The following is a 20,724-nucleotide window of genomic DNA, read 5'->3' on the forward strand; positions in this document are numbered from 1 at the left end:
GCAGCATGAACCTTGATCGGTTCCGGACGCTCGCCGGGCGTTATCTGCCCGGCCTGCTGGCCAGCGTTGTCGTCGCCATCGCGGCCCGGTCACTGGCGAGCCAGTACCAGGCGCCGGTGATGCTGTTCGCGCTCCTGCTCGGCATGGCGATGAACTTCCTGTCGGCGGAGGGCGCCTGCAAGCCGGGTATCGACCTCGCCGCGCGCGGCGTGCTGCGGCTGGGCGTCGCGCTGCTCGGCACGCGCATCACCCTGGAACAGATCGCCGCGCTGGGCTGGCATCCGGTGCTGCTGGTGGTCATCTCGGTCGTCGTCACGATCGTGCTGTCGATGCTGGTGGCGCGGGCCATGGGCTTCAACATGCTGTTCGGCCTGCTCTCCGGCGGTGCGACCGCCATCTGCGGCGCCTCCGCGGCACTGGCGCTGGCGGCGGCGTTACCGGCGCATCCCGGCAAGGAACGCGCGACCCTGTTCACCGTCATCGGCGTGTCGGCGTTGTCGACCGTGGCGATGATCGTCTACCCGATGATCGTGCGCGCCGTCGGGCTGGACCCGATCCAGGCAGGCGTGTTCCTCGGCGGCACGATCCACGACGTCGCCCAGGTCGTCGGTGCGGGCTACAGCCTGTCGCACGAAATCGGCGACACCGCCACGGTGGTGAAGCTGATCCGCATCGCGATGCTGCTGCCGGTCATCGTCTGCGCGGTCATGATCACCCGCGCCCAGGGCGGGCACGAGAGCGGCCAGCGTCCGCCACTGCTGCCCTGGTTCGCGGTGGCGTTCCTCGGCCTTGCGGTGCTGGGCAGCCTGGGCGGGATCACGCCGGCACTGCAGAAGTTCGGCAGCGGCCTGTCGACCTGGTGCCTGATCACGGCGATCGGCGCACTGGGCATGAAGATCCAGCTGAAGGAACTGACCACGGTCGGCATCAAACCGGTGGTGCTGATGCTCGGCCAGACCGTGTTCCTCGCGGTCCTGGTGCTCGGGCTGTTGTGGCTGTGACACCCGCCGAGCGTCGAACCTTCCAAGGAGAATTGATGACCACCCACGCGACCGTCCTCATCGTCCCCGGCCTGCGCGAGCACGTGCCGGAACACTGGCAGACCCTGTTGGCAGCCCGGCTGCCCAGAGTGCACACCGTGCCGCCGCTGGAAGAGGACAAGCTCAGTTGCGCCGCGCGTGTCCAGGCGCTCGACCGGGCGCTGCGTGCCATCGATGGGCCGATCGTCCTGGTCGCCCACAGCGCGGGCGTGCTGATGGTGGCGCACTGGGCGCAGACGCTGGAGTCGGACCCACATCATCGGATGTCGCGTCCCCCCATCGTGGGCGCATTGCTGGCCACGCCGGCGGACGTGGAGAACCCGTTTCCGGAGGGCTATCCGACGACGGACACACTGGCCCGGCACGGTTGGCTGCCGATTCCGCGCAGCCCGCTGCCGTTTCCGAGCCTGGTCGCGGCCAGTCGCAATGATCCGCTGTGCGCCTACGCACGTGCGCAGGCGCTGGCACAGGACTGGGGCAGCAGGCTGGAAGACCTCGGCGACGTGGGCCACCTCAATCCGGCGGCGGGCTTTGGCGAGTGGCCGCAGGCGCTGGAGCTGATCGCCAGCCTCGATCGCTGAGCGGTTGCACGCAGCGTGGGCAATTCAATTGCCGCCTATCGAATGCCTCGGTCCTCCTTGTTCGCTTTTACGCCACATGGCGTTCGCGCCACTGGCGTAGACGAAACGCATCCGCTCTGGAAAGTTTGGATCGCAGCAATAACGCTGCACGTGAGCTGGACACGGCCTTGCATGCGCTATCAGGACGATTCAGTACACCCAGAGGGAGGGAGCGATATGAAGTCGTCAGGGCCATTCTGTTGGACCTGGTTGCCGCTGGGTATCGTGGCGGCGATCTATCTGGCGTCTGGGGTGAGCACCGGATATGTATCCCTCGCCGGTGCTGTCGCGGCGGGCGCTGTGTGTGCCTTCATCCGATTTTGGAAGAGGTAGGCGCGTAGCCCTGCTACGCGAGTTGTCTTCTGGCGCGGCTGCATGCGCCAGTGACAGGGGGGAATGGCCGCTCTAGAGCGGCCATTCTTTTTGGTGTTGGAGCGCTTTTGGTGTTGGAGCGGGTCAGAGTAAGGCGGTGTTCGACCACCCACGCCTGATGGACTTCAGGCGTCCGCGAAGCGGTAGTCGCGGAACTGTTCGCGCAGGACGGCCTTGTGCAGCTTGCCGGTCGCGGTGTGCGGCAGGCTCGCAACGAACAGCACGTCGTCGGGCAGCCACCATTTGGCGACGCGACCTGCGAGGTAGTGCAGCACGGCCTCGCGTTCCAGTGCCTGGCCCGGCTTGACCACGACCAGCAGCAGCGGCCGCTCCTGCCACTTCGGGTGTGCGATGCCGATGACGGCGGCTTCGGCGATCAGCAGGTGGCCCATGGCCGCGTTCTCGAGGGCGATGGACGAGATCCATTCGCCGCCGGACTTGATCACGTCCTTGGCACGATCGGTGATCTGCATGTAGCCGTCCGCATCGATCGTGGCGATGTCGCCGGTGTCGAAATAGCCCTCGTGGTCGAGGATCGGACCATCGTCATCGCCGTAATAAGCTTTCGCGATCCACGGACCGCGCACCTTCAGGTGGCCCGCGGCCTCGCCGTCATGCGGCAGGCGCCGGCCCTCGTCGTCGGTCAGCTTGAGGCTGACGCCGAATACGGCGCGCCCCTGCTTCACGTGCACGTCCAGGCGCTGGTCCAACGGCAACGACCGGTGCTTGGCCAGCAGGTTGCAGACCGTGCCCAGCGGTGACATCTCGGTCATGCCCCAGCCTTGCACCACGAGGGCGCCGAAATCGCGCTCGAACGCCTCGGCCATCGCGCGTGGCGCCGCGGCGCCGCCGATCACGACGCGACGCAGCGCCAGTTCGCTGGCCGGCTTCAGTTCCATCGCCGCGACGTGCTGCAACAGCAGCATCCAGACCGTGGGCACGCCCAGGGCGAGCGTGACCTGCTCGCCGCGCAGCAACTGGTACACGCTCGCACCGTCCAGCGCCGGGCCGGGCAGGACCAGCTTGGCGCCGCTCATCGCGCCGGCGTAGGGCATGCTCCAGGCATTGACGTGGAACATCGGTACGACCAGTAGCGCGGTTTCGTTCCTCGACACCGCGAGGCTGTCCACCGTGCAGGCGCCGAACGCGTGCAGCACCGTCGAACGATGCGAATACAGCACGCCCTTGGGCATGCCGGTGGTCCCCGAGGTGTAGCACAGCGAGGCGGCGCTGTTTTCGTCCAGGTCGGGCCACGGATAGTCGTCGGATTGGGCCGCGAGCAGGTCCTCGTAGCACAGCAGTCCGGGAATCGAAGACTCCGGCATGTGCGCGCGATCGGTCATCAGCACGAAGGCGCGCACGCCCTGCAACTGCGGTGCCATCTTCTCAACCAGCGCGACGAAGCTCAGGTCGAAGAACAGCACCGCATCTTCGGCGTGGTTGATGATGTATTCGAGCTGCTCGGGGAACAGGCGCGGATTGACCGTGTGCAGCACGGCGCCCATGCCCGACACGCCGAAGTACAGCTCCATGTGCCGGTAACCGTTCCATGCCAGCGTCGCGACGCGGTCGCCACGCTGTACGCCCAGCGCGGACAGGGCGTTGGCGGCCTGTTTCGCGCGCCGGTGGATGTCGCGATAGGTGCAGCGATGGAGCGGCCCCTCGACCGTGCGCGAGACGATCTCGGCATTGGGATGGGAGGCCACCGCATGCTCGATCAGGGACGGGATCAGCAGCTTTTGTTCCTGCATCAGGCCGAGCATGTCATGCCTCCACTTTGCGCAGCAGGAAGTGCGACAGCGCGGGAATGAGCACCAGCGCACCGATCATGTTCCACACGAACATGAAGGTGAGCAGGATGCCCATGTCGGCCTGGAACTTGATGGGCGAGAACGCCCAGGTGATCACGCCCGCGGCCAGGGTGATGCCCACCAGGCCCACGACCTTGCCGGTGAACATCACCGCGCGCCGATAGGCAGCGGCGAGCGGCACGCCGGCGCGCTGCTGGCTCAGCTGCACGCTGAGCAGGTACAGCGCGTAGTCGACGCCGATGCCGGCGCCGAGCGCGATGACCGGCAGGGTCGCAACCTTGACGCCGATGCCGAGCATCACCATCAGCGCCTCGCACAGGATCGAGGTCAGGATCAACGGCAGCACCGCCACGATCACCGCGCGCCAGCTGCGGAAGGCGACGAAGCACAGCAGCATCACCGCGCCGTAGACATACAGCAGCATCGTGCGGCTGGCGCGGCTGACCACCTCGTTGGTGGCGGCCTCGATGCCGGCGGAGCCGGCGGCCAGCTTGAACGTCACGTCCTTGTCGTTGTGCCGTGCGGCGAAGTCCTCGGCGATGGCGGCAACACGCTTGAGCGAGCCGGCCTTGTGGTCGGAAAGGAAGGCGATCACCGGCAGCACCGAGCACTCGGTGTTGAACAGGTCCGGATTGAGCACCGTGGCCTGCTGGCCCGAGTAATTGATGACGTCCTGGTTGCGGTTGATCGTCAGCCACTTCGGGTTGCCTTCGAAGGAGCCGGCGGTGATGTTGCGCACGGCATCGGCGAGCGAAACGGTGGTCTGCACCGACGGATCCTGCTGCAGCGCCCAGCCCAAGCGGTCGACCTGCACCAGCGTCTTGTAGTTGAGGCAGGCGTCTTTCGCCGTGTGCACGATCACGGCGAACAGGTCGCTGGACAGCGCGTAGTTCGCGGTGATGTAGGCGTTGTCCTGGTTGTAGCGCGAATCCTTGCGCAGTTCGGGCGCGCCCGGATCGAGGTCTCCGGTCTGCAGGCCGCGGCTGATCCACAGGCCGCCCGCCGCGAGCACCACCGCGCACGCGATCGCGCCGATTGCCCAGCGCCGCTCGGTGAAACGATCGAGGATGTTCCAGAACGCGCCGAAGCCACGACCGGATGCTTCCTTGTCTTCCTCGCGCAGGCTGCGCTGCGCCGCGGCCGGGCTGACGCCGACGTAGGACAGCAGCACCGGCAGCAGGATGAGGTTGGTGAACACCAGCACGCCGACGCCGATGCTGGCGGTCAGCGCCAGTTCCTTGATCACCGGAATGTCGATCAGCATGAGCACGGCGAAACCGACCACGTCGGCCAGCAGCGCGGTCAGGCCGGCGAGGAACAGGCGGCGGAAGGTGTAGCGCGCGGCGACCAGGCGATGGGTCCCGCGGCCCACGTCCTGCATGATGCCGTTCATCTTCTGCGCGCCGTGGCTGACGCCGATGGCGAAGATCAGGAAGGGCACCAGCACGGAGAAGGGGTCCAGCTCGAAGCCGAACAGGCGCACCAGGCCCAGCTGCCAGACCACGGCGATGACGGAGCACGCCACCACCAGCACCGTGCTGCGCAGGCAGCGGGTGTACAGGAAGATGATCAGTGCGGCGATCGCCGCGGCTGCGAGGAAGAAGCTGGCGACCTTGACCAGGCCGGCGATCAGGTCACCGGCCAGCTTGGCGAAGCCGATCACGCGGATCTTGATCTTGCCGTGCCCTGCGCCTTCGTACTTGGCGCGGACGCGCTGCTCCAGCATCTGCGAGAACGCGTGGTAGTCCAGGCGCTTGCCGGTTTCCGCATTGCGCTCTAGCAGCGGCACGAACACCATGCTCGAACGGAAATTGTTGGACACCAGGTTGCCGACGATGTTGGCGCGGCGGATGTTGAGCTTGAGCGCGTCCACCGAGGCGGGCGTGCCGTCGTAGTTGTCGGGCATCACCGGCCCGCCGACGAAGCCTTCCTCGTTGACCTCGCTCCAGCGTACGGCCGGCGTCCAGATCGATTTCATCCAGGCGCGGTCGACGTCCGGCATCAGGAACAGTTCGTCGTTGACCTGCTTGAGGACTTCCAGGTAAGCCGGATCGAAGATGTCACCGTCGGTGTTCTCGACGACGACGCGCACGGAATTGCCCAGGCCACGCAGGCTGCCGCGGCTTTCCAGGTAGTTCCTGATGTAGGCGTGACGGTGCGGAATCATCTTCTCGAAACCGGCATTTATCGCCAGTTTCGTGGCCTGGAAGCCGAGCAGCAGCGTCAGCATCGCGCAGGCGACGACGATCCAGAACCGGTTGTTGAAGATGGCGCGCTCGAAGACATGGCCCGAGCGTTGGTTGAAATCCTCGATCGACCGGACGACCGGCATCTCGTCGAGCGGGGCGGGTGACGTGTTCAATTGCTAATCCTCAAAAACGGGCCGACGTGCGCGGCAAAACACCAGCCTCGAAGCTTTCGACCCGCACGCCGCGCAGCCCACTCAGGAGCAGGGCATGGCCGGACACGGCGACACCGGTGTACGACATCGGCGTCTTCATCGTGAGACGGCGGAAGTGCGCGCCGTCGTCATCGCTCACCAGCACGTCGCCGGCCTGGGAGCACAGGAGCACGCGCCCGTCGGGCAGCACCTGGCCGGCGGTGATCGAAGCGGTGACGCCGGTATCGGCCTGTTCCCAGTGCTGGCCGCCATCGAGCGAGCGGTAGGCCGTGCCACGCAGGCCGTAGGCGAGCACGAGGCCGGGCTTTGTGAGTACGCCGAAGTAGCTGCCTTCGTAAGGGGTGTGCAACGCGGCGAACTGGCCGGTGGCCGGATCCAGGCGCAGTGCCAGTCCCAGTTCGCCGACGATGTACACGCCGTCGCTGCTGCCGCGGATGCCGTACAGGTGGTAGAAGCGCTCGTTCTGCGTGTGTTCGACCCAGGGTTCCCAGGTCTTGCCGCCGTCACTGGTGTGGAAGATCAGGTTGTAGGCGCCGACGACGAAGCCTTCGCGCTCATTGGCGAACCAGACGTCGAGGAACGGACGAGCCGGTCCTTCCCCGGCGGCACGCTCGGCCTCGGTGCGCAGGGACTCGAGCACGGCCGGATCGGTGGTCGCAGGCAACTGCCGCACGTGCGCGAGCACGAGGGCGTTGGCGCGGCGGCCGTCCAGTTGCACCTCCCAGGAGGCGCCGCCATCGCGCGTATGCAGCACCACGCCTTCGTGGCCCACGGCCCAGCCTTCGTGCGCGTTGGCGAAATGCAGCGCGGTCAGGTCGGCACTGACGGGCACCTTCGCCTGTTTCCAGGAAACGCCACGATCATCGGAGTAGACGATGTGGCCGCGCGCACCGGCGGCCACCAGGCGCTGGCCGGCGACGGCGCTGGCCTGCAGCAATCGCTGCGAGACCAGTGCGCTGGTGGCGGACGGTTGATTGAGGACGTCGATGAAGCTCGGAGCGTGAGCCATCGGTGCGGCGAGCAGCGTCGCCAGTCCGAACGCGGCGGCCAATCCGGATGCGGCGGCCAGGCGGCGGGCAGAAGGTGTTTTCATGAATTGATTTCGTTCTACGACAGGTCAACCCGGACAGCGGACCTCCGGCGGCGGGCACGCCGCTGCCGGAGGCCGAGTCCGTCAGGTCTTGTCAGCGGATGCCGGCACCGGCAAGCGCGTCGGGCGACCACTCGTTGGCCGGAAGCGGATTGATGTAACGCACGCCTTCATACGGGCCCATCAGGAAGCTGATGTTGTAGACGCCCGAGGTCAGGTCGTAGAACACCTGCGTTTCCGCGTTGGGGGTCTTGGCGTCGTAGCTCGGCGACATGTGCGCGAAGGATGCGCGGTACAGCTTGCCCTTGGCATCGAACTGGTCTGCGGCCAGGGCGGTCCAGCTGTCCTCGTCGAGGTAGAAGGTGCGCTTGGCGTAGATGTGGCGCTTGCCTGGCTTGAGCGTCGCTTCCACGACCCACACGCGGTGCAGTTCCCAACGCACCAGGTCCGGATTGATGAATTGCGGCGTGGTCACGTCGGCAGCCTTGTTGTGATAGGTCAGCCGGTAGGTGTTGTACGGGACCAGCATTTCCTTCTTGCCGACGAGCTTGAAGTCGTAGCGGTCCATGGCGCCGTTGAAGATCCACGAGTCGTCATAGGTCGCGGAACCGGCCGTGCCCGGGTTCGGCGTGTCGTAGGAGATGTCGGGTGCGAGCTTCACGCGGCGCTGTCCCGGCAGGTACAGCCAGGCGCGGCGCGGCCGCTTGAGCGGATTGACCACGTCCACTGCCATCAGCGCTTCGCCCGCGCGGCGTGCCGGCGCGTTGTAGAAGATCTTGGTGCGGAAGTAGACGTCGGTTTCCTGCGCCGGCTTGGTGTTCTTCGCGTCGTAGTACGGATATTCGACGAAGAGCTTGCCGCTGGTGGCCAGCGCCGGCGTGCCGGAGGAGTCCACGTTCCAGTTGTCGTACTTGAAGGTGCTCGCCACGCCGACGTAGCGCAGCAGGTGGTTCCACATCGCCTCGTAGCCGCTCTTGGGGATCGGGAACGGATAACCGCCGATGGCGCCGGAGATGCCCAGGCCACCATCGCTGGTGTTGGCGCGGGTCGCGTTCGCGAGCGTGTTGTCCAGCACGCGATCAGGCAGGGCCACGGTGCGGTGGGTCGGATACACGTCGATGCGGAACTTCGGGTACTTCTTCAGCAGCGCGCGCGTGCCCACCGTCAGCTCGCCCTCGTACTGCGCCATGTTGGCCGCGGTGATCGTCAGGCGCGGCTTTTCCTTGGCGAAGGGGTCGGGACGGATCGAGCTGCCGGCCTTGAAGCCAGCCGGAGGCGTGGTCAGGCCGCCGGTGTAGGCCGGGATGGTGCCATCGGCGTTGCCGGCCATTTCGGCGCCGACGCGGGTCAGCTTGGTGCCGAGCTGCTTGGCATCCTCCGCGCTGACGGCCGCGTGGGCGGCGTTGCCGAGGACGGCCAGCAGCGCGCCGGCCAGGATGGTGTGAGCGAATTTCATGGTGTGTTCCTTTGCGTATGTCGACCGGGCGTCACAGCGTGGTCTTGAAGGTGAAGACCACGAAGCCGCGGTCCTTGAGCAGCGCGTTGGCGCCGCCGTTGGAGGTGATCACTTCGAGCGCGTTGGTGGTGGTCGGGCCGAAGAAGTCCACGTACTTCAGGTCGAAGCGGTACTTCGAGTGGAGGTCGACGGCCACGCCGGCGGAATAGCTGCCGGCATCCTCGTTGCCGCCCAGCAGCACGGCGGAGTTGCCGCTCAGGCCGCGCGAATAGCTGATCGGCACGGACAGGTCGGCGCCCGGGAAGAGCTGGTACTTGGTCGGGGTGAAGTTGATCGCCAGGCCGTAGAAGTCCTTGGTCACCTTGTCGGCCGGGGTGATCAGCGCGCCGGTGGGGCCGACGACCCTGTAGTTGTCACGACCCTTGAAGACCGCGGCACCTTCGCTGACGTCGTTCCAGCGGTTCCAGGTGAGCTCCACGATCAGGTTGGCCGCATCCCACACCGGGGTGTCGGCGAAGGTCGCGAAGCCGTTGAGCACGCCGTGCCAGGTCGAGCCGCGCGCGCCACCGGTTTCGCCGGTCTTGGGCGGTGCGAACAGGCTGCCCGCCGGCAGCGACGCCGCCAACGGTGCCAGCGACGCCGGCAACACGCTCACCGTGTCGCTGAGCAGCGGCATGTTCTCGCGGTAGTTGAGGTCGGCGCCGACGCTCACGCCCCACAGGTTCTTGGACAGGCTCAGGCCGTAGATCTTGATGTCGTCGGCGTAGGCGGCGGCGTAGCGACCGATGGTGCCGCCGAGCACTTCCGGCACGGTCGCCGCGGACGGGTTGATGTAGCAGGTGGTCGCGTTGAGCGGGATCAGGCCCAGCGCGCGGCACAGGGCCGCCGGCGTGCCCGGGCGTACCGCCGGGGTGGCGTTGCCCTGCGGCAGCACGTCGGCGGTGATGCGGTAGTAGGCGCCCAGCGTGCCGTCGAGCCACTGCGGGCTCCAGCGCGCGGACACGCCCCAGTCGCCGCTTTCCTGGGGATCGCTGTCCTTGCCGCGTACCAGGCGATTGACGCCCAGCGGATTGGCCGCCGTGACCGGCGCGGCGCTGAAGATGAAGGATTCGCCGCCGCGCAGCAGGTGGTCGTTGAAGCCGAGGAAGGAGCCGGATTCGGGGATGCGCGCCTGTTCCCAGTCGAAGAAATACTGGCCGGCGAAGGACAGCTCCGGCGTGGCCTGGATCTGTGCCGAGATGGCCTCGCGCGGCAGGAACAGTTCCTTGGCCTCAGTGCCGGGGACGGAGAACAGCTTGCCCAGGTCCAGCGCCGACTGGCCGTAGCTCAGGCTGTGCACCGGGCTGAGCATGGCCTCGCCCCAGAACACGGTGTGGCGGCCCAGCTTCACGTTGACCGGCACCGAGCCGACGTCGAACTTGGCGAACACGAAGGCGTCCAGCAGCTCGCCCGACGGGCCATGGAAATAACGGTCGGTCTCGTCGCTGAGTCCCAGCGCCGCCTTTCCGTCCTTCATGTGGTTGGACGAGACCAGATGGTCGTTGTCCGAATCTTCGTAGGCCAGGTCGTACCAGCCGGCGCCGCTGACGCGGAAGCCCAGGCGGTCCTTGTAGACGAAGTCGAACTCGCTCAGCAGGTCGAGCCGTTCGGACACCATGCCGCGATCGAAATTGCGGTCGCCGTCGTCGTAGTTCGGGCTTTTCAGGATCGCCTCGCGCTGCTCATCGACGCGATTGGCCAGATTGATGCGGATCGTGTTGTCCCAGCGCAGGACGACGTCCGGGTTCCCCGTATTGATCTCGACGGCCGCGGCGCTGCCGGTGGCCGCCAGCGATGCCACGATCATGGCGCTGAGCAACCGCTTCCGCGTCTTCGGCGACGCCTTGTTTACTTGCGATGACTTCACTTAACCCACCCCCCCGTGTGTTGATCAGGCCCTTCCGGAACGGCCGTTCTTTTGCGGCCGGATCCAGAAGGGGACGGTGGAGTTGATGCGGATTTTCTGGCCGCCGCCCCCCCTGTGTCGGGGGGGGTGAGCAGGCGATCGCGTGATGTGCGGAGGACTGCGCGGAAATGCCTGATGGCCTCCCCGATTCAGGTGCCGCGGCAGCGCCGCGGGCCGGGCATCGCCGGCGACCTGACTAGCCGCCGTCGTCGAGCAGGCCGATCAGGCGCGCCTGGTGCACGGCATTCCGGCGTGAGCCGACACCGAGCTTGCCGAACAGGTTCTTGAGGTGCCACTTGATGGTTTCGTCGCGCACGTCCAGGGTCAGGCCGATCTGCTTGTTGGACATGTTGTTGGCCAGCAGGCGCAGGATCTCGCTCTCCTTGGCCGTCAGCAGGGCGCTGGTCGTGACCCGTGCCGGCGTCGGGGCTGGGCGGGGCGAAGGAGGGCGTGGCGTGGCGACGGCAGGGCGGGGCGCCAGGTCAGTCAGTTCTGGGTGGGTGTCGACCACGATCCGGGTCAGTCCGTAAGCCTCCGCCAGGCTGTTGGCCTCCTTGAACAGGGGGCGTCCGTCTTCGCCCGCGCGCCGGAGGGCCAGCGCGCGCAGCAGCTTGATCCGGATGCTGTCCTGGTTGCGGCGCAACCGGTCGGCGATCGGGGCGATCCGGTTCAACCCGGCGAGCATGGCGTCCGGATCGCGCCGGGCGAGGGCGTGATAGGCCTGGGCGATGCCATGCACGATGGTCAGTTGTGTGCCCAGCAAACCCTGGCCGGCCTTGATCTCGTCCGGAACCACGGCTTCCAGGCGCCGGTACAGCGTGGCGCAGGTCTCGCCGTGCTGGCGCAGGGCATGCATCCGGATCTGTTCGGCAAGGCTCACGAGGCACAGCCGGGGCATGTGCCGGCGCTCGCCCAGCGCATGCAGGCTCTCCAGCAGGTCGTAGGCGCGGTGTTCCTGGCCGTGCAGTGCCAGCCAGCGCGCGCGCAGGACATAGGCACTGGCCACCGTCTCCGGCGCCGCCAGCCGTTCGATCACGTCGAGGCGGTTCGCCAGCAGGCTGACCACCGCCTCCGGCTCGTCGCGTTCCCACAACGCAGACGCCAGCGCCGTGGCCAGCATCCCCGCCACCTGGCTGCGCCGGCCCACGACGCTCTCGGCCTGGGTCAGGGCGGTGCGCAGCACCCCTTCGGCGAGCCGGACCTGGCCCTCGGCCAGGTAGCTCATCCCGACGAGCCAGTCGCCAAAGCTGCGGCTGGATTCCATGCCCGGGATGCCGTTGTCGTGCGGGGCACTCAGGAAGAGATAGCGCGTCTGTTCCGGCTCACCCCGGTACAGGCAGATCTGCGCCTGCTGGTTGGCCAGGAAGCATTGCAGCTTGGTCGAGGACGGCGGTGTACGTACCGACCAGTCCCCGAGCAGGGCCGCCGCTTCGTCGACCCGATCGGAGAAAAACGCGGCGGCGGTGCACACCGCCGCACTTTCGCCGCGGTCTTCCGGGGCCGCGTCCGGATCGGCGTAGATGTGCGCCACCAAGCCCCGGGCCGCATCGTGATGCCCGCCCAGTGCCAGCGCCCAGGCCGCTGCCAGGCGCAGGCGCGGGCGCCGCGTCACCTCGGTCTCGGGCAGGCGGTCGAGCCACTCCAGGACGCGTCCCATCTGCCCGCGCAGGATGAGTTCGTACATGCAGCGCTCGGCCAGGTCGTAGGCCAACGCCGCCTGGCCGGCGCTGAGTGCGAGCTGCGCGGCCTCCTCGTACATGTGGTGGTCGGCGAGCCAGCGGCTGGCGCGTTCGGACAGGTCCTGGCGCTCGGACGCGGGCAGCCGCTCGAAGCGGCGCAGGAGGAACTCGCGCGCCAGCGGATGGATGCGGATCCATTCGCTGTCGGTGGCCTCGACGAAGATCGGGGTCGTCTCGCACAGGTGCAGCAGCAGCGTGCGTGCCTCGTCGTTGCCGGTCAGCGCCGTGCACAACGCGGGCGTGACCGCCTGGACCAGGGCAATGCGGATCAGGAAATCGGCCTGTTCCGGGGTGAGGCGCGCAAACAGCGATTCGACGAAGTAGCTCTGCAGGTCGCCGCGGCCAGACGAGATCGCCCGGATCGCCTCGTCCAGGTCCTGGCTCTTCTCGATCGAGGAAATCGCCAGCTGCAAGCCCAGGGGCCAGCCCTCGGTACGCTCCTGCAGCAGGGCGCAGGCGTCGGCATCGATGCGTTCGCCGAAGCGGGCCCGGAGCAGCGCCATGGTGTCTTCGAGCCGGAAATGCAGCGTGGGTGCCGTGACCGTGGCGTATTCGCCACGCGCCAGCATGTCCGCCACCGGCAGGGCGACGCGGCTGCGTGAGGCGAGCACGACCTTGAGGTTCGGTGGCGCATTCAACAGCAGATAGGCGAGCGGCGTCCGCACCGTTGCGTCCGGCAACGCGTGCACGTCGTCCAGGAACAGCATGACTTCGTGCGCGAGATCCGCCACGGCCGCCAGCCATGCGGTCAATGCATCCAGCGCGTCGCCCTCGTCGAGCAGGGCGCCCGCCAGCCCGGCGCCGAATGCGCCGCGGTCGCTTCCCAGGCGCGAGGCCGCGATCAACCCCTTGACGAAGCGTATCGGCTCGTCGCGTTCGTCGAGCGTCAGCCAGGCCACGACGGCGGCGCGCGCCAGCGATTCGCGCCGCCATTGGCCCAGCAGCGAGGTCTTGCCGAAACCGGCCGGCGCCTGCACCGCGATCACCGCTTTGTGCTCGTAGCCAGGGGCGTCCAGGCGCAGGTTCTGGCGCAGCAGCAGGCCTTTGCCCAGGCGCGGCGGCGTGGCCTTCAACACGAGTTCGGGAGGTACGTTGTCCGGTCGCATGGGTCCGATGGTTGGACGTTCCGGGTCCGCTGCGCCGACAGGCGATAAGCGGCCAAGGGTAGCGAGTCGTCCGGGGCTTGGCGAACCGGTGCGTGCGTTCGGCTCGTTTGTTGGCCGCGTGCCCGAGGTCGAAGCGCGTGTGTTCGCGTCGCCTGACACCACGTGTCGATGCGTGGCGCGGCCTTTCCCTGTCGCGGAGTTTTCTCTGTCGCGGCGCGGGCGTCGCGTCTTTCTTCGCTGCTGATGATCAGCGCGGCCACGCATGTTGTTGCCAGTGTCCGCCCTGGTAGCAAATCCCGGAAAGCAAAAAGCCCCGCATGGGCGGGGCTTCTTCTTTCTCGACGCGGTGGTGGCTATGGGTGGACTCGAACCACCGACCCCAGCATTATGAGTGCTGTGCTCTAACCGGCTGAGCTACATAGCCGCGCGAAGAACCGCAAATTATTCCGGCTTGGGCACCCCCCGTCAATCCTCCGGCGCTTTGCTTGTCCGCCGACAGAGGCCGTGGCAGAGTCGGACGCAGTGCATTCTGGAGTCCGCATCGTGATCGATCCGGACGGTTACCGACCCAACGTCGGCATTGTGTTGATGCATCCGGATGGCCGGGTGTTCTGGGCCCGCCGCGTGCATCGCGACGGCTGGCAGTTCCCGCAGGGCGGGATGAACAGCGACGAGACGCCGCTGGAGGCCATGTATCGCGAGTTACGCGAAGAAACCGGCCTGTTGCCCGAACATGTCGAAGTCCTCGGCGCCACCCCGGGCTGGCTTCGCTACCGCCTGCCGCCGCGCGCCGTGCGCCGCCACGACCGCCTTGTCTGCATCGGCCAGAAGCAGGTCTGGTTCCTGCTGCGCCTGACTGGGCAGGAGAGCGATTTGCGCCTGGACCTGACCGACAAACCTGAATTCGACCATTGGCGCTGGGTCGACTTCTGGTACCCGGTCGAACACGTGGTGACCTTCAAACGCGGCGTCTATAACAGCGCCCTGCGCCACCTGGCGCCGGTCGCCCGCGTGGTGGCGGGACTGCAGGCGGTCCCGGTGCCGGGGCCCGACCCTCGCGACCTGCGCCGCAATGCCAGCCGCAATCGCCAGCGGCCCCGGGCACGCCCCGATTCGCAGGCGCGGGGCGGAAGCGGCTCCGATCCTGCCTCTAATTGACAATCATTCTCATTCATGGCGGAATAGTCCCGCAGCCGAACCGGCTGCTTTTTCCGATCACGCCGCCCCATGTACGTCTGCATCTGCAACGGAGTCACCGATCACGACATCAGCCAGGCCGTTGAGGCCGGGTGTCGCAGCGTGGCCGAGCTGACCATGCGGACGGGCGCCGGCGCCAGCTGCGGCAGCTGCCTCGACCTGGCCGCGGAGTTGATGGACAAAGCGCGTGCCGTGCGCGACCTGCCACTGCCGGTCCTGTCGCAAGCAGCCTGATCCCGCCGGTCCCTGAAGGGGCCACGGCGTTTCCCGATACAACTTGTTCGCGGATGCAGTCGATTCGCGTTTCGGCATCGCCCGCGTGCGCGGACTAGAGTCCGCGCATCGACAGCGCACGGAGCAGGGCCATGAAGGGCGACGCCAAGGTCATCGAATACCTCAACAAGGCGCTCTACAACGAGCTCATCGCCATCAATCAGTACTTCCTGCACGCCAAGATGCTGAAGAACTGGGGCCTGAAGGAACTCGCCGAACACGAGTACCACGAGTCCATCGATGAAATGAAGCACGCAGACAAGCTGTCGGAGCGCATCCTCTTCCTCGAAGGCCTGCCGAACTTCCAGGCACTGGGCAAACTGCGCATCGGCGAAACGCCGCGCGAAGTACTCACCTGCGACCTCGCGCTGGAACTGGAAGCCCTGCCGATGCTGCGCGAAGGCATCATCTACTGCGAAAGCATCAAGGACATCGTCAGCCGCCAGCTGCTGGCCGACATCCTCGAGTCGGAAGAGGAACACATCGACTGGATCGAAACGCAGCTGTCGCTGATCGATCGCATCGGCGAACAGAACTACCTGGCGATGAAGATCGAAAGCTGAGCGTCACCGTCCGCCGTGCTGGATAACGAAAACGCCACCGCAAGGTGGCGTTTTCTTTGCCGGCCGCATCGCTGCGCAGGGCCGGATCGCACCGCCGCGTTACACAGTGCCCAGCCCCGACTGGCCATCGTCGCTGCGGCGGCGCCGGAACAGTTTGCGCCACAACCACCACAGCGCCAGCGCAATGGTCACCGTGATGAGCACCACGATCGACAGCGCCAGCCATGGATGCGCGAATACCAGCGCCAGTCCGCCCACCGTCGCGACGTCCTCGGCCACCGATGCGGTCCAGTTGGTCACCGGTTCGGGCGAGGTGTTGAGCAGGGCGCGCGAGCCCGCCTTCAATGCGTGGCTGGTCAGTGCCACGCCCGCGCCCGCGGCGAGCGCGCCCGCGCCCAGGTGTCCGTCGGGCGACAGCGTCGCCGCCGCCAGGAACGCCCCGGCTGGCACCCGAAGCAGCGTATGCAACAGGTCCCAGCCCGAATCCACGCCCGGGATCTTGTCGGCGAAGAACTCGACGGCCGCCAAGGCGCCAGAAACGCCGATCACCCACGGCGACTGGGTCACTTCCAGGGCCGGGGGCAGGTCCAGCCAGCCGAGCGCCCCGGCCAGGCCCACACCGAACACGGTGAGGTAGACGCGAATACCGGCCAGCCAGGCCAGCACTACGCCAATTGCGAACAAGTGCGCATCCGACATGGCGTGTCTCCCGCTAGACTCCGCGCCGAGTATAGGGGAAGGGGAATACCGCCCAGTCCGGCCCAATGGCCCGGTCGGCGCGGGTTCACGCGGCGCCACGCCGGTCGTTCGACTGCCCGGACGGCCTGGCCTTGCTCCATCAGCACCTGGGGAAAAACCATGTTCAAGAAAGACAAGAAGTCGACCATTGCGCCTGGCCAGGTCGACACCCTGATCGGCCCGCAGGTCGTCATCCGGGGCGACTTCCATTTCGCCGGCGGCCTCTACATCGAAGGCCGCGTCATCGGCAAAGTCATCGCCAGCAATGGCGAAGCCGCCCAGGTCACCATCGCCGAAACCGGCGTGGTCGAAGGCGAAGTCCGCGCGCCCAACGTCGTCATCAATGGCCAGCTGGTCGGCGATGCCTACGGCGAGCTGGTCGAGATGCACCCGCTGGCGCGCGTCAACGGCAACGTGCACTACAAGGTGATCGAGATGATCGCCGGCTCCACGCTGACCGGCCGCCTGATCCATGCCGAAACCGTGATCGTGGCGGATGCGACCAACGTCACGCCGATCACGCCGGACGTGACCATCGCCTGAGCGAGCGTGGCGTTGTCGTAACCGCCGGCACATACTGCCGGCGGTCAATGCCGTTACCCTCGCCGCATGTACCAACGTCAGAAAACTTCCTGGCTCGGCGAACACTGGCACGTGCTGCTCGGCGCGGTCATTTTCCTTCTGGCGATCGGATTCGGTGGCTGGGGTGCGTGGCGCGTGTTCGCACCGGTCTCGGGCGATCCGCGCGCAGAGATCGGCAGCCTCAAGCGTGAGCAGGCGCGGCTGCGCGACGACACCGAGCAGCTGCGCCAGCGTGTCGCCACGCTCAGCCGCTCCGACCAGATCAGTCGCGATGCCAACCGCGACCTGCAGGGCGCGATCGCGGACCGCGACGAGGAGATCGCTGGCCTGCGCGCCGACGTTGCCTTCTACGAGCGCCTCGTGGGCGCTACCGCCACGCGCCACGGCCTGACCGTGCATGCGTTGAAGGTGCAGCAGCAGAACGGCCCCGCCTGGCACTTCATCGGCACGCTCACCCAGAACCTCAACCGCGGCGCGATCAGCGACGGCACGCTGACCCTCACGCTCGAGGGGACGCGCGAGGGCAAGCTGCAGAAGCTGGCCTGGAACGACCTGCGCCAGCAGGCCACCGCGCCGGGCATCGTGTATTCGTTCAAGTACTTCCAGCAGGTCGAAGGTGACATCTTCCTGCCCGCGGGGGTGACCCCGGTCAAGGTCACCGTGCGCCTGCAGCCGCGTTCGGGCGCCGCGATCGAGCAGTCCTTCACCTGGGCCGAGGCCCAGCGCGGACAGACCGTTGCCGAATGATGGGTTGAATGCCCCGCCCTGGCGCCCCATCCTGAGTCCATGAACAGCTCCAGCATCCCCACCGCCGCACCGGCCACACCCGATTACCAGTCGCTCGACCGCCCGCTGCAGTTCACGTCTGCCGCAGCGGCCAAGGTGCGCGAACTCATCGCCGAAGAGGGCAATGCCGAGCTCAAGCTGCGCGTCTACATCCAGGGCGGCGGCTGTTCCGGCTTCCAGTACGGTTTCGAGTTCGACGAACAGCAGGGCGAGGATGACCTCGCCGTGCAGACCGACGGCGTCACCTTGCTGGTCGATCCGCTCAGCCTGCAGTACCTGATGGGTGCCGAAGTCGACTACACCGAAAGCCTGCACGGCGCGCAGTTCGTGATCCGCAACCCGAACGCCAAGACCACCTGTGGCTGCGGTTCTTCGTTTTCCGCGTAGCCCGTGAATCTCCCTCCCCCGCATAGCCGGGGAGGGCTGGGGTGGGGGAACGAGCGCCGCAGGCGCGAGCTGAGGGCCGGGGTGGGGGCACGAGCGATAATCCCCGCATCTCCGCGCCATGGATTGCCCGATGCCCGCATCCCCGTTCGCCTTTGTCGAAGCCGATGCCTGTCGGGCCGCGCTCGATCGCGCCGACCACCTGCGCCACGACAACGACGCGCTCGCCAATCTGTGGCCCGACGCGCGCGTGGTGCTGCTCGACGACAGCGGTCTCGCCTTCGCGGATGAACAACGCCGCCTGCTGGCGCCCACCGGCGCGCAACTGAGCGCCGGTCCCGGCGGCCCGGGTGCCGCCGTGTTCCTCGGCGTCGACGACAACGGCACCGGCTGGTTCGCGCTCGATGCTGCCCTCACCGCGTTCGCTGCCCCGGAACGCTGCGACCTGCGCACTGCCGCCACGCACTGGCCGCACTTCGACGCCTCCGTGTTCGCGCAGGCGCGCGCCGTGCAGCATTGGCGCCAGCGCCATCGCCACTGCGGTGTCTGCGGCGGCACGCTCGCGTACTCGCGCGGCGGCTGGCTCGGCACCTGCACGCAATGCCACGCCGAGCATTACCCGCGCACGGATCCCGCCGTGATCGTCGCCGTCAGCGACGGCGAACGCCTCCTGCTCGGCCGCCAGAACGGCTGGCCCGCGCGCCGCTACTCCACCATCGCCGGCTTCGTCGAACCCGGCGAATCGCTCGAACACACCGTTGCCCGCGAGGTGCTGGAGGAAACCGGCGTGCGGGTGAAGTCGTGCCGCTACCAGGCCTCGCAACCGTGGCCGTTCCCGAGCTCGCTGATGCTGGGCTTCGTCGCTGACGCCCATCCGGACACGCCCAGCACCGGCGACGAACTCGAGGACGCGCGCTGGTTCACCCGCGAGGAAGTGCGCGAGGCGCAGGCGCGCGAAGCCGACCCGACGCGCGACGACGGCACCGGCCTGCTGGTCTCGCCGCGCCTGTCCATCGCGCGCTGGCTGATCGACCGCTGGGCAGAGGGCTAGAATCCAGCCGTCCCCCCGAAAGGACCCGTCATGGCCGTCACCCTGCTTGCCGTCGTCGCCGCGCTGGTCATCGGGCACGTCGCGCAGTCGTTGGCCGCGGCGATGCGCCACTACGACTGGTACGGACACTGGCTGGGCTGGCTCGACGCACAGTTCCCCGAAGGCAGCTTCTGGCACGGCCGCTGGGGCGTAGCCCTGGCCCTGCTGCCGCCGGTGCTCGCGGTGAGCCTGTTCCAGGTCGCGCTGCACCAACCGCTGTACGGCCTGGTCGGCCTGCTGTTCGCGATCGCCGTGCTGTTCTACACCTGGGGTCCTCGCGACCTCGACCTCGACATCGACGCCATCGCCAACGCAACCGATCCCGCCTCGCGCCGCGAAGCGCTGCTGCGGCTCTGGCCCGATGGTGCGCCCTCCATCCTCGACGGTGGCGCGATCGTTTCCGCCGTGTTCCAGAACGCGTTGCGGCGCTGGTTCGGCGTGCTGTTCTGGTTCCTGGTGTTCGGTCCGTGGGGCGCGATGCTGTACCGCCTGACCGTGCTCGCCTGCGAAGGCAGCTTCGCGCGCAAGCTGCCGCACGAGACCGCGATCGGCGCGCGCACCCTGCTGAAACTGCTCGACTGGCCGGTCGCACAATTGCTCACCCTCTCGCTCGCGCTGGTCGGCAACTTCGACACCGTGCTCGGCGCCTGGCGCGAGAACGGCGGCGCGTCGTTCACGATCGACCACCACTTCCTCGACGCCGCGGGTCGCGCCAGCGTGCGTAGCGAACTGGCCGAGGAAGCCGCCGACTACGGCGACGGCGTGGACGCCGCCACTACCGGCGCGGCACCCGTCGCCACGATTGCCACCGCTGCCGAACTGCCGGAACTGCGCGACGCCATGAGCCTGGTCTGGCGCAGCCTGCTGGTATGGCTGGCCGTGCTCGCGCTGTTCGTGATCGCCGGCTACGTGGCGTAACACTCGGCCTCGCCAATCAACGTTTCGACGAGTAGCCCGGGTAAGGCGGAAGGCCGCACCCGGGGCGGGTGGCAACCTGCGTCTTGATCCCGGGTGCGCTGCGCTTACCCGGGCTACGCCGCTCTAGGTCTACGCCGTTGAATCCGCGCGTCGGCTTTCCCCGCGCGCTGCGGCGCGCTGAACATAACCGCACGTTGACCAGGTCGCGGCGCTACAGCAGCCCGCCCGGCGCCAGCCACGCGAACCCCGGCAGGTTGCGCACCACGCCGAACACCAGCAACACCACGATCCAGGCGCGGCCGTCGAACGCTACGCGCGCCAGCACCCGCGGCAGCAACGCGCGCTGCGTCAGCCCCTGCACTGCCATCACCGCGAGCAGCGGCAGGCCCAGTACCACCAGCGCATTCATCGCCAGCGCGCGCGCCACATCGAAATGCACCAGCGCATGCAGCGCGCGGGTGATGCCGCAGCCGGGGCAGTACCACCCGGTCAGTGCGTGGAACGGACACGACGGGAACAGGCTTCCCGTCGCGTTCGGATCAAAGGTGCGCAGCAACCAGATCCCCGCGACCGCAGCACCCAGCGCGACGGCCGCGATCGCGGCCATCGCGGG

General features: G+C 67.4%; 18 protein-coding genes and 1 tRNA gene. 10 read left to right on the plus strand and 9 right to left on the minus strand.

Translation table 11 applies throughout. The features are described 5' to 3' along the window. Window positions 1–5 precede the first annotated feature (5 nt). Together ACXJJ9_RS08800 and ACXJJ9_RS08805 are read left to right on the plus strand one after the other, a co-directional pair. Window positions 6–1,001, plus strand: coding sequence for a YeiH family protein (locus tag ACXJJ9_RS08800; RefSeq protein ID WP_457096814.1), 996 nt, complete (start codon window positions 6–8; stop codon window positions 999–1,001). A 35-nt stretch (window positions 1,002–1,036) separates the two neighbouring features. Then, window positions 1,037–1,621 (plus strand): RBBP9/YdeN family alpha/beta hydrolase, encoded by a 585-nt coding sequence (locus ACXJJ9_RS08805; RefSeq protein ID WP_457096815.1) that lies wholly within the window; start codon window positions 1,037–1,039, stop codon window positions 1,619–1,621. A 536-nt stretch (window positions 1,622–2,157) separates the two neighbouring features. On the opposite strand, the gene ACXJJ9_RS08810 is transcribed toward ACXJJ9_RS08805, so the two are convergent. From ACXJJ9_RS08810 to ACXJJ9_RS08840, 7 genes are all read right to left on the minus strand, one after another. Next, a complete protein-coding gene (locus ACXJJ9_RS08810; protein ID WP_457096816.1) occupies window positions 2,158–3,795 on the minus strand; it encodes a 3-(methylthio)propionyl-CoA ligase in 1,638 nt (545 codons plus the stop codon). A 1-nt stretch (window position 3,796) separates the two neighbouring features. Continuing rightward, entirely contained in the window at window positions 3,797–6,205 is a 2,409-nt protein-coding gene (locus tag ACXJJ9_RS08815; RefSeq protein ID WP_457096817.1) for an efflux RND transporter permease subunit, read from the minus strand. 10 nt (window positions 6,206–6,215) lie between these two features. Next, entirely contained in the window at window positions 6,216–7,337 is a 1,122-nt protein-coding gene (locus ACXJJ9_RS08820) for a WD40/YVTN/BNR-like repeat-containing protein (protein ID WP_457096818.1), read from the minus strand. A 91-nt stretch (window positions 7,338–7,428) separates the two neighbouring features. Next, window positions 7,429–8,790, minus strand: coding sequence for a DUF1329 domain-containing protein (locus ACXJJ9_RS08825; protein WP_457096819.1), 1,362 nt, complete (start codon window positions 8,788–8,790; stop codon window positions 7,429–7,431). 31 nt (window positions 8,791–8,821) lie between these two features. After that, the gene (locus ACXJJ9_RS08830; protein ID WP_457096820.1) at window positions 8,822–10,636 is read right to left on the minus strand and encodes a DUF1302 domain-containing protein; all 1,815 of its coding nucleotides are present in this window, start codon (window positions 10,634–10,636) and stop codon (window positions 8,822–8,824) included. Window positions 10,637–10,931: 295 nt separating this feature from the next. Next, entirely contained in the window at window positions 10,932–13,580 is a 2,649-nt protein-coding gene (locus ACXJJ9_RS08835) for a LuxR C-terminal-related transcriptional regulator (protein ID WP_457096821.1), read from the minus strand. Window positions 13,581–13,927: 347 nt separating this feature from the next. Then, a tRNA-Met gene (locus ACXJJ9_RS08840) sits at window positions 13,928–14,004 on the minus strand. 119 nt (window positions 14,005–14,123) lie between these two features. Between ACXJJ9_RS08840 and ACXJJ9_RS08845 the strand changes: the two genes are divergently transcribed. The 3 genes from ACXJJ9_RS08845 to bfr all read left to right on the plus strand — a co-directional run bounded on the left by ACXJJ9_RS08845 (window position 14,124) and on the right by bfr (window position 15,613). Continuing rightward, a complete protein-coding gene (locus tag ACXJJ9_RS08845) occupies window positions 14,124–14,738 on the plus strand; it encodes an RNA pyrophosphohydrolase (protein ID WP_430538024.1) in 615 nt (204 codons plus the stop codon). 69 nt (window positions 14,739–14,807) lie between these two features. Beyond that, window positions 14,808–15,011, plus strand: coding sequence for a (2Fe-2S)-binding protein (locus ACXJJ9_RS08850; protein ID WP_457096822.1), 204 nt, complete (start codon window positions 14,808–14,810; stop codon window positions 15,009–15,011). A 131-nt stretch (window positions 15,012–15,142) separates the two neighbouring features. Further along, entirely contained in the window at window positions 15,143–15,613 is a 471-nt protein-coding gene (bfr, locus tag ACXJJ9_RS08855) for a bacterioferritin (RefSeq protein ID WP_457096823.1), read from the plus strand. 99 nt (window positions 15,614–15,712) lie between these two features. On the opposite strand, the gene ACXJJ9_RS08860 is transcribed toward bfr, so the two are convergent. After that, window positions 15,713–16,312 carry a DUF4126 domain-containing protein gene (locus ACXJJ9_RS08860; RefSeq protein WP_310055605.1) on the minus strand — a complete coding sequence of 200 codons (600 nt, stop codon included), beginning with the start codon at window positions 16,310–16,312 and terminating at the stop codon, window positions 15,713–15,715. 159 nt (window positions 16,313–16,471) lie between these two features. On the opposite strand from ACXJJ9_RS08860, the gene ACXJJ9_RS08865 reads away from it, so the two are divergent. The 5 genes from ACXJJ9_RS08865 (at window position 16,472) to ampE (ending at window position 20,111) form a co-directional block, all read left to right on the plus strand. Continuing rightward, window positions 16,472–16,894: a bactofilin family protein gene (locus ACXJJ9_RS08865; protein WP_457096824.1), complete on the plus strand. Its 423-nt coding sequence runs from the start codon at window positions 16,472–16,474 to the stop codon at window positions 16,892–16,894. A gap of 66 nt (window positions 16,895–16,960) precedes the next feature. Further along, complete coding sequence (locus ACXJJ9_RS08870) at window positions 16,961–17,680, plus strand: DUF6776 family protein (protein ID WP_457096825.1); 720 nt, start codon at window positions 16,961–16,963, stop codon at window positions 17,678–17,680. Between the two features lie 39 nt (window positions 17,681–17,719). Continuing rightward, a complete protein-coding gene (erpA, locus tag ACXJJ9_RS08875) occupies window positions 17,720–18,106 on the plus strand; it encodes an iron-sulfur cluster insertion protein ErpA (protein ID WP_457096826.1) in 387 nt (128 codons plus the stop codon). Between the two features lie 130 nt (window positions 18,107–18,236). Then, the gene (gene nudC, locus ACXJJ9_RS08880; RefSeq protein WP_457096827.1) at window positions 18,237–19,154 is read left to right on the plus strand and encodes an NAD(+) diphosphatase; all 918 of its coding nucleotides are present in this window, start codon (window positions 18,237–18,239) and stop codon (window positions 19,152–19,154) included. Window positions 19,155–19,184: 30 nt separating this feature from the next. Then, the gene (ampE, locus tag ACXJJ9_RS08885) at window positions 19,185–20,111 is read left to right on the plus strand and encodes a regulatory signaling modulator protein AmpE (RefSeq protein WP_457096828.1); all 927 of its coding nucleotides are present in this window, start codon (window positions 19,185–19,187) and stop codon (window positions 20,109–20,111) included. A 211-nt stretch (window positions 20,112–20,322) separates the two neighbouring features. Here ampE and ACXJJ9_RS08890 read toward each other — a convergent pair whose 3' ends face one another. Further along, window positions 20,323–20,718, minus strand: coding sequence for a DUF2752 domain-containing protein (locus ACXJJ9_RS08890; RefSeq protein WP_457096829.1), 396 nt, complete (start codon window positions 20,716–20,718; stop codon window positions 20,323–20,325). Window positions 20,719–20,724 lie beyond the last annotated feature (6 nt).

This window comes from Lysobacter sp. P5_B9 (assembly GCF_054049835.1).

Excerpts from the sequence above, each read along its gene's own strand:
- ACXJJ9_RS08805 (WP_457096815.1), top strand. The coding sequence starts at position 1,037 with ATGACCACCCACGCGACCGTCCTCATCGTCCCCGGCCTGCGCGAGCAC.
- bfr (WP_457096823.1), top strand. The coding sequence starts at position 15,143 with ATGAAGGGCGACGCCAAGGTCATCGAATACCTCAACAAGGCGCTCTAC.
- ACXJJ9_RS08810 (WP_457096816.1), bottom strand. The coding sequence starts at position 3,795 with ATGCTCGGCCTGATGCAGGAACAAAAGCTGCTGATCCCGTCCCTGATC.
- ACXJJ9_RS08825 (WP_457096819.1), bottom strand. The coding sequence starts at position 8,790 with ATGAAATTCGCTCACACCATCCTGGCCGGCGCGCTGCTGGCCGTCCTC.
- nudC (WP_457096827.1), top strand. The coding sequence starts at position 18,237 with ATGCCCGCATCCCCGTTCGCCTTTGTCGAAGCCGATGCCTGTCGGGCC.
- ACXJJ9_RS08860 (WP_310055605.1), bottom strand. The coding sequence starts at position 16,312 with ATGTCGGATGCGCACTTGTTCGCAATTGGCGTAGTGCTGGCCTGGCTG.
- ACXJJ9_RS08830 (WP_457096820.1), bottom strand. The coding sequence starts at position 10,636 with ATGATCGTGGCATCGCTGGCGGCCACCGGCAGCGCCGCGGCCGTCGAG.
- ACXJJ9_RS08890 (WP_457096829.1), bottom strand. The coding sequence starts at position 20,718 with ATGGCCGCGATCGCGGCCGTCGCGCTGGGTGCTGCGGTCGCGGGGATC.
- ACXJJ9_RS08870 (WP_457096825.1), top strand. The coding sequence starts at position 16,961 with ATGTACCAACGTCAGAAAACTTCCTGGCTCGGCGAACACTGGCACGTG.
- ACXJJ9_RS08865 (WP_457096824.1), top strand. The coding sequence starts at position 16,472 with ATGTTCAAGAAAGACAAGAAGTCGACCATTGCGCCTGGCCAGGTCGAC.
- ACXJJ9_RS08835 (WP_457096821.1), bottom strand. The coding sequence starts at position 13,580 with ATGCGACCGGACAACGTACCTCCCGAACTCGTGTTGAAGGCCACGCCG.
- ACXJJ9_RS08820 (WP_457096818.1), bottom strand. The coding sequence starts at position 7,337 with ATGAAAACACCTTCTGCCCGCCGCCTGGCCGCCGCATCCGGATTGGCC.
- erpA (WP_457096826.1), top strand. The coding sequence starts at position 17,720 with ATGAACAGCTCCAGCATCCCCACCGCCGCACCGGCCACACCCGATTAC.
- ACXJJ9_RS08850 (WP_457096822.1), top strand. The coding sequence starts at position 14,808 with ATGTACGTCTGCATCTGCAACGGAGTCACCGATCACGACATCAGCCAG.
- ACXJJ9_RS08800 (WP_457096814.1), top strand. The coding sequence starts at position 6 with ATGAACCTTGATCGGTTCCGGACGCTCGCCGGGCGTTATCTGCCCGGC.
- ampE (WP_457096828.1), top strand. The coding sequence starts at position 19,185 with ATGGCCGTCACCCTGCTTGCCGTCGTCGCCGCGCTGGTCATCGGGCAC.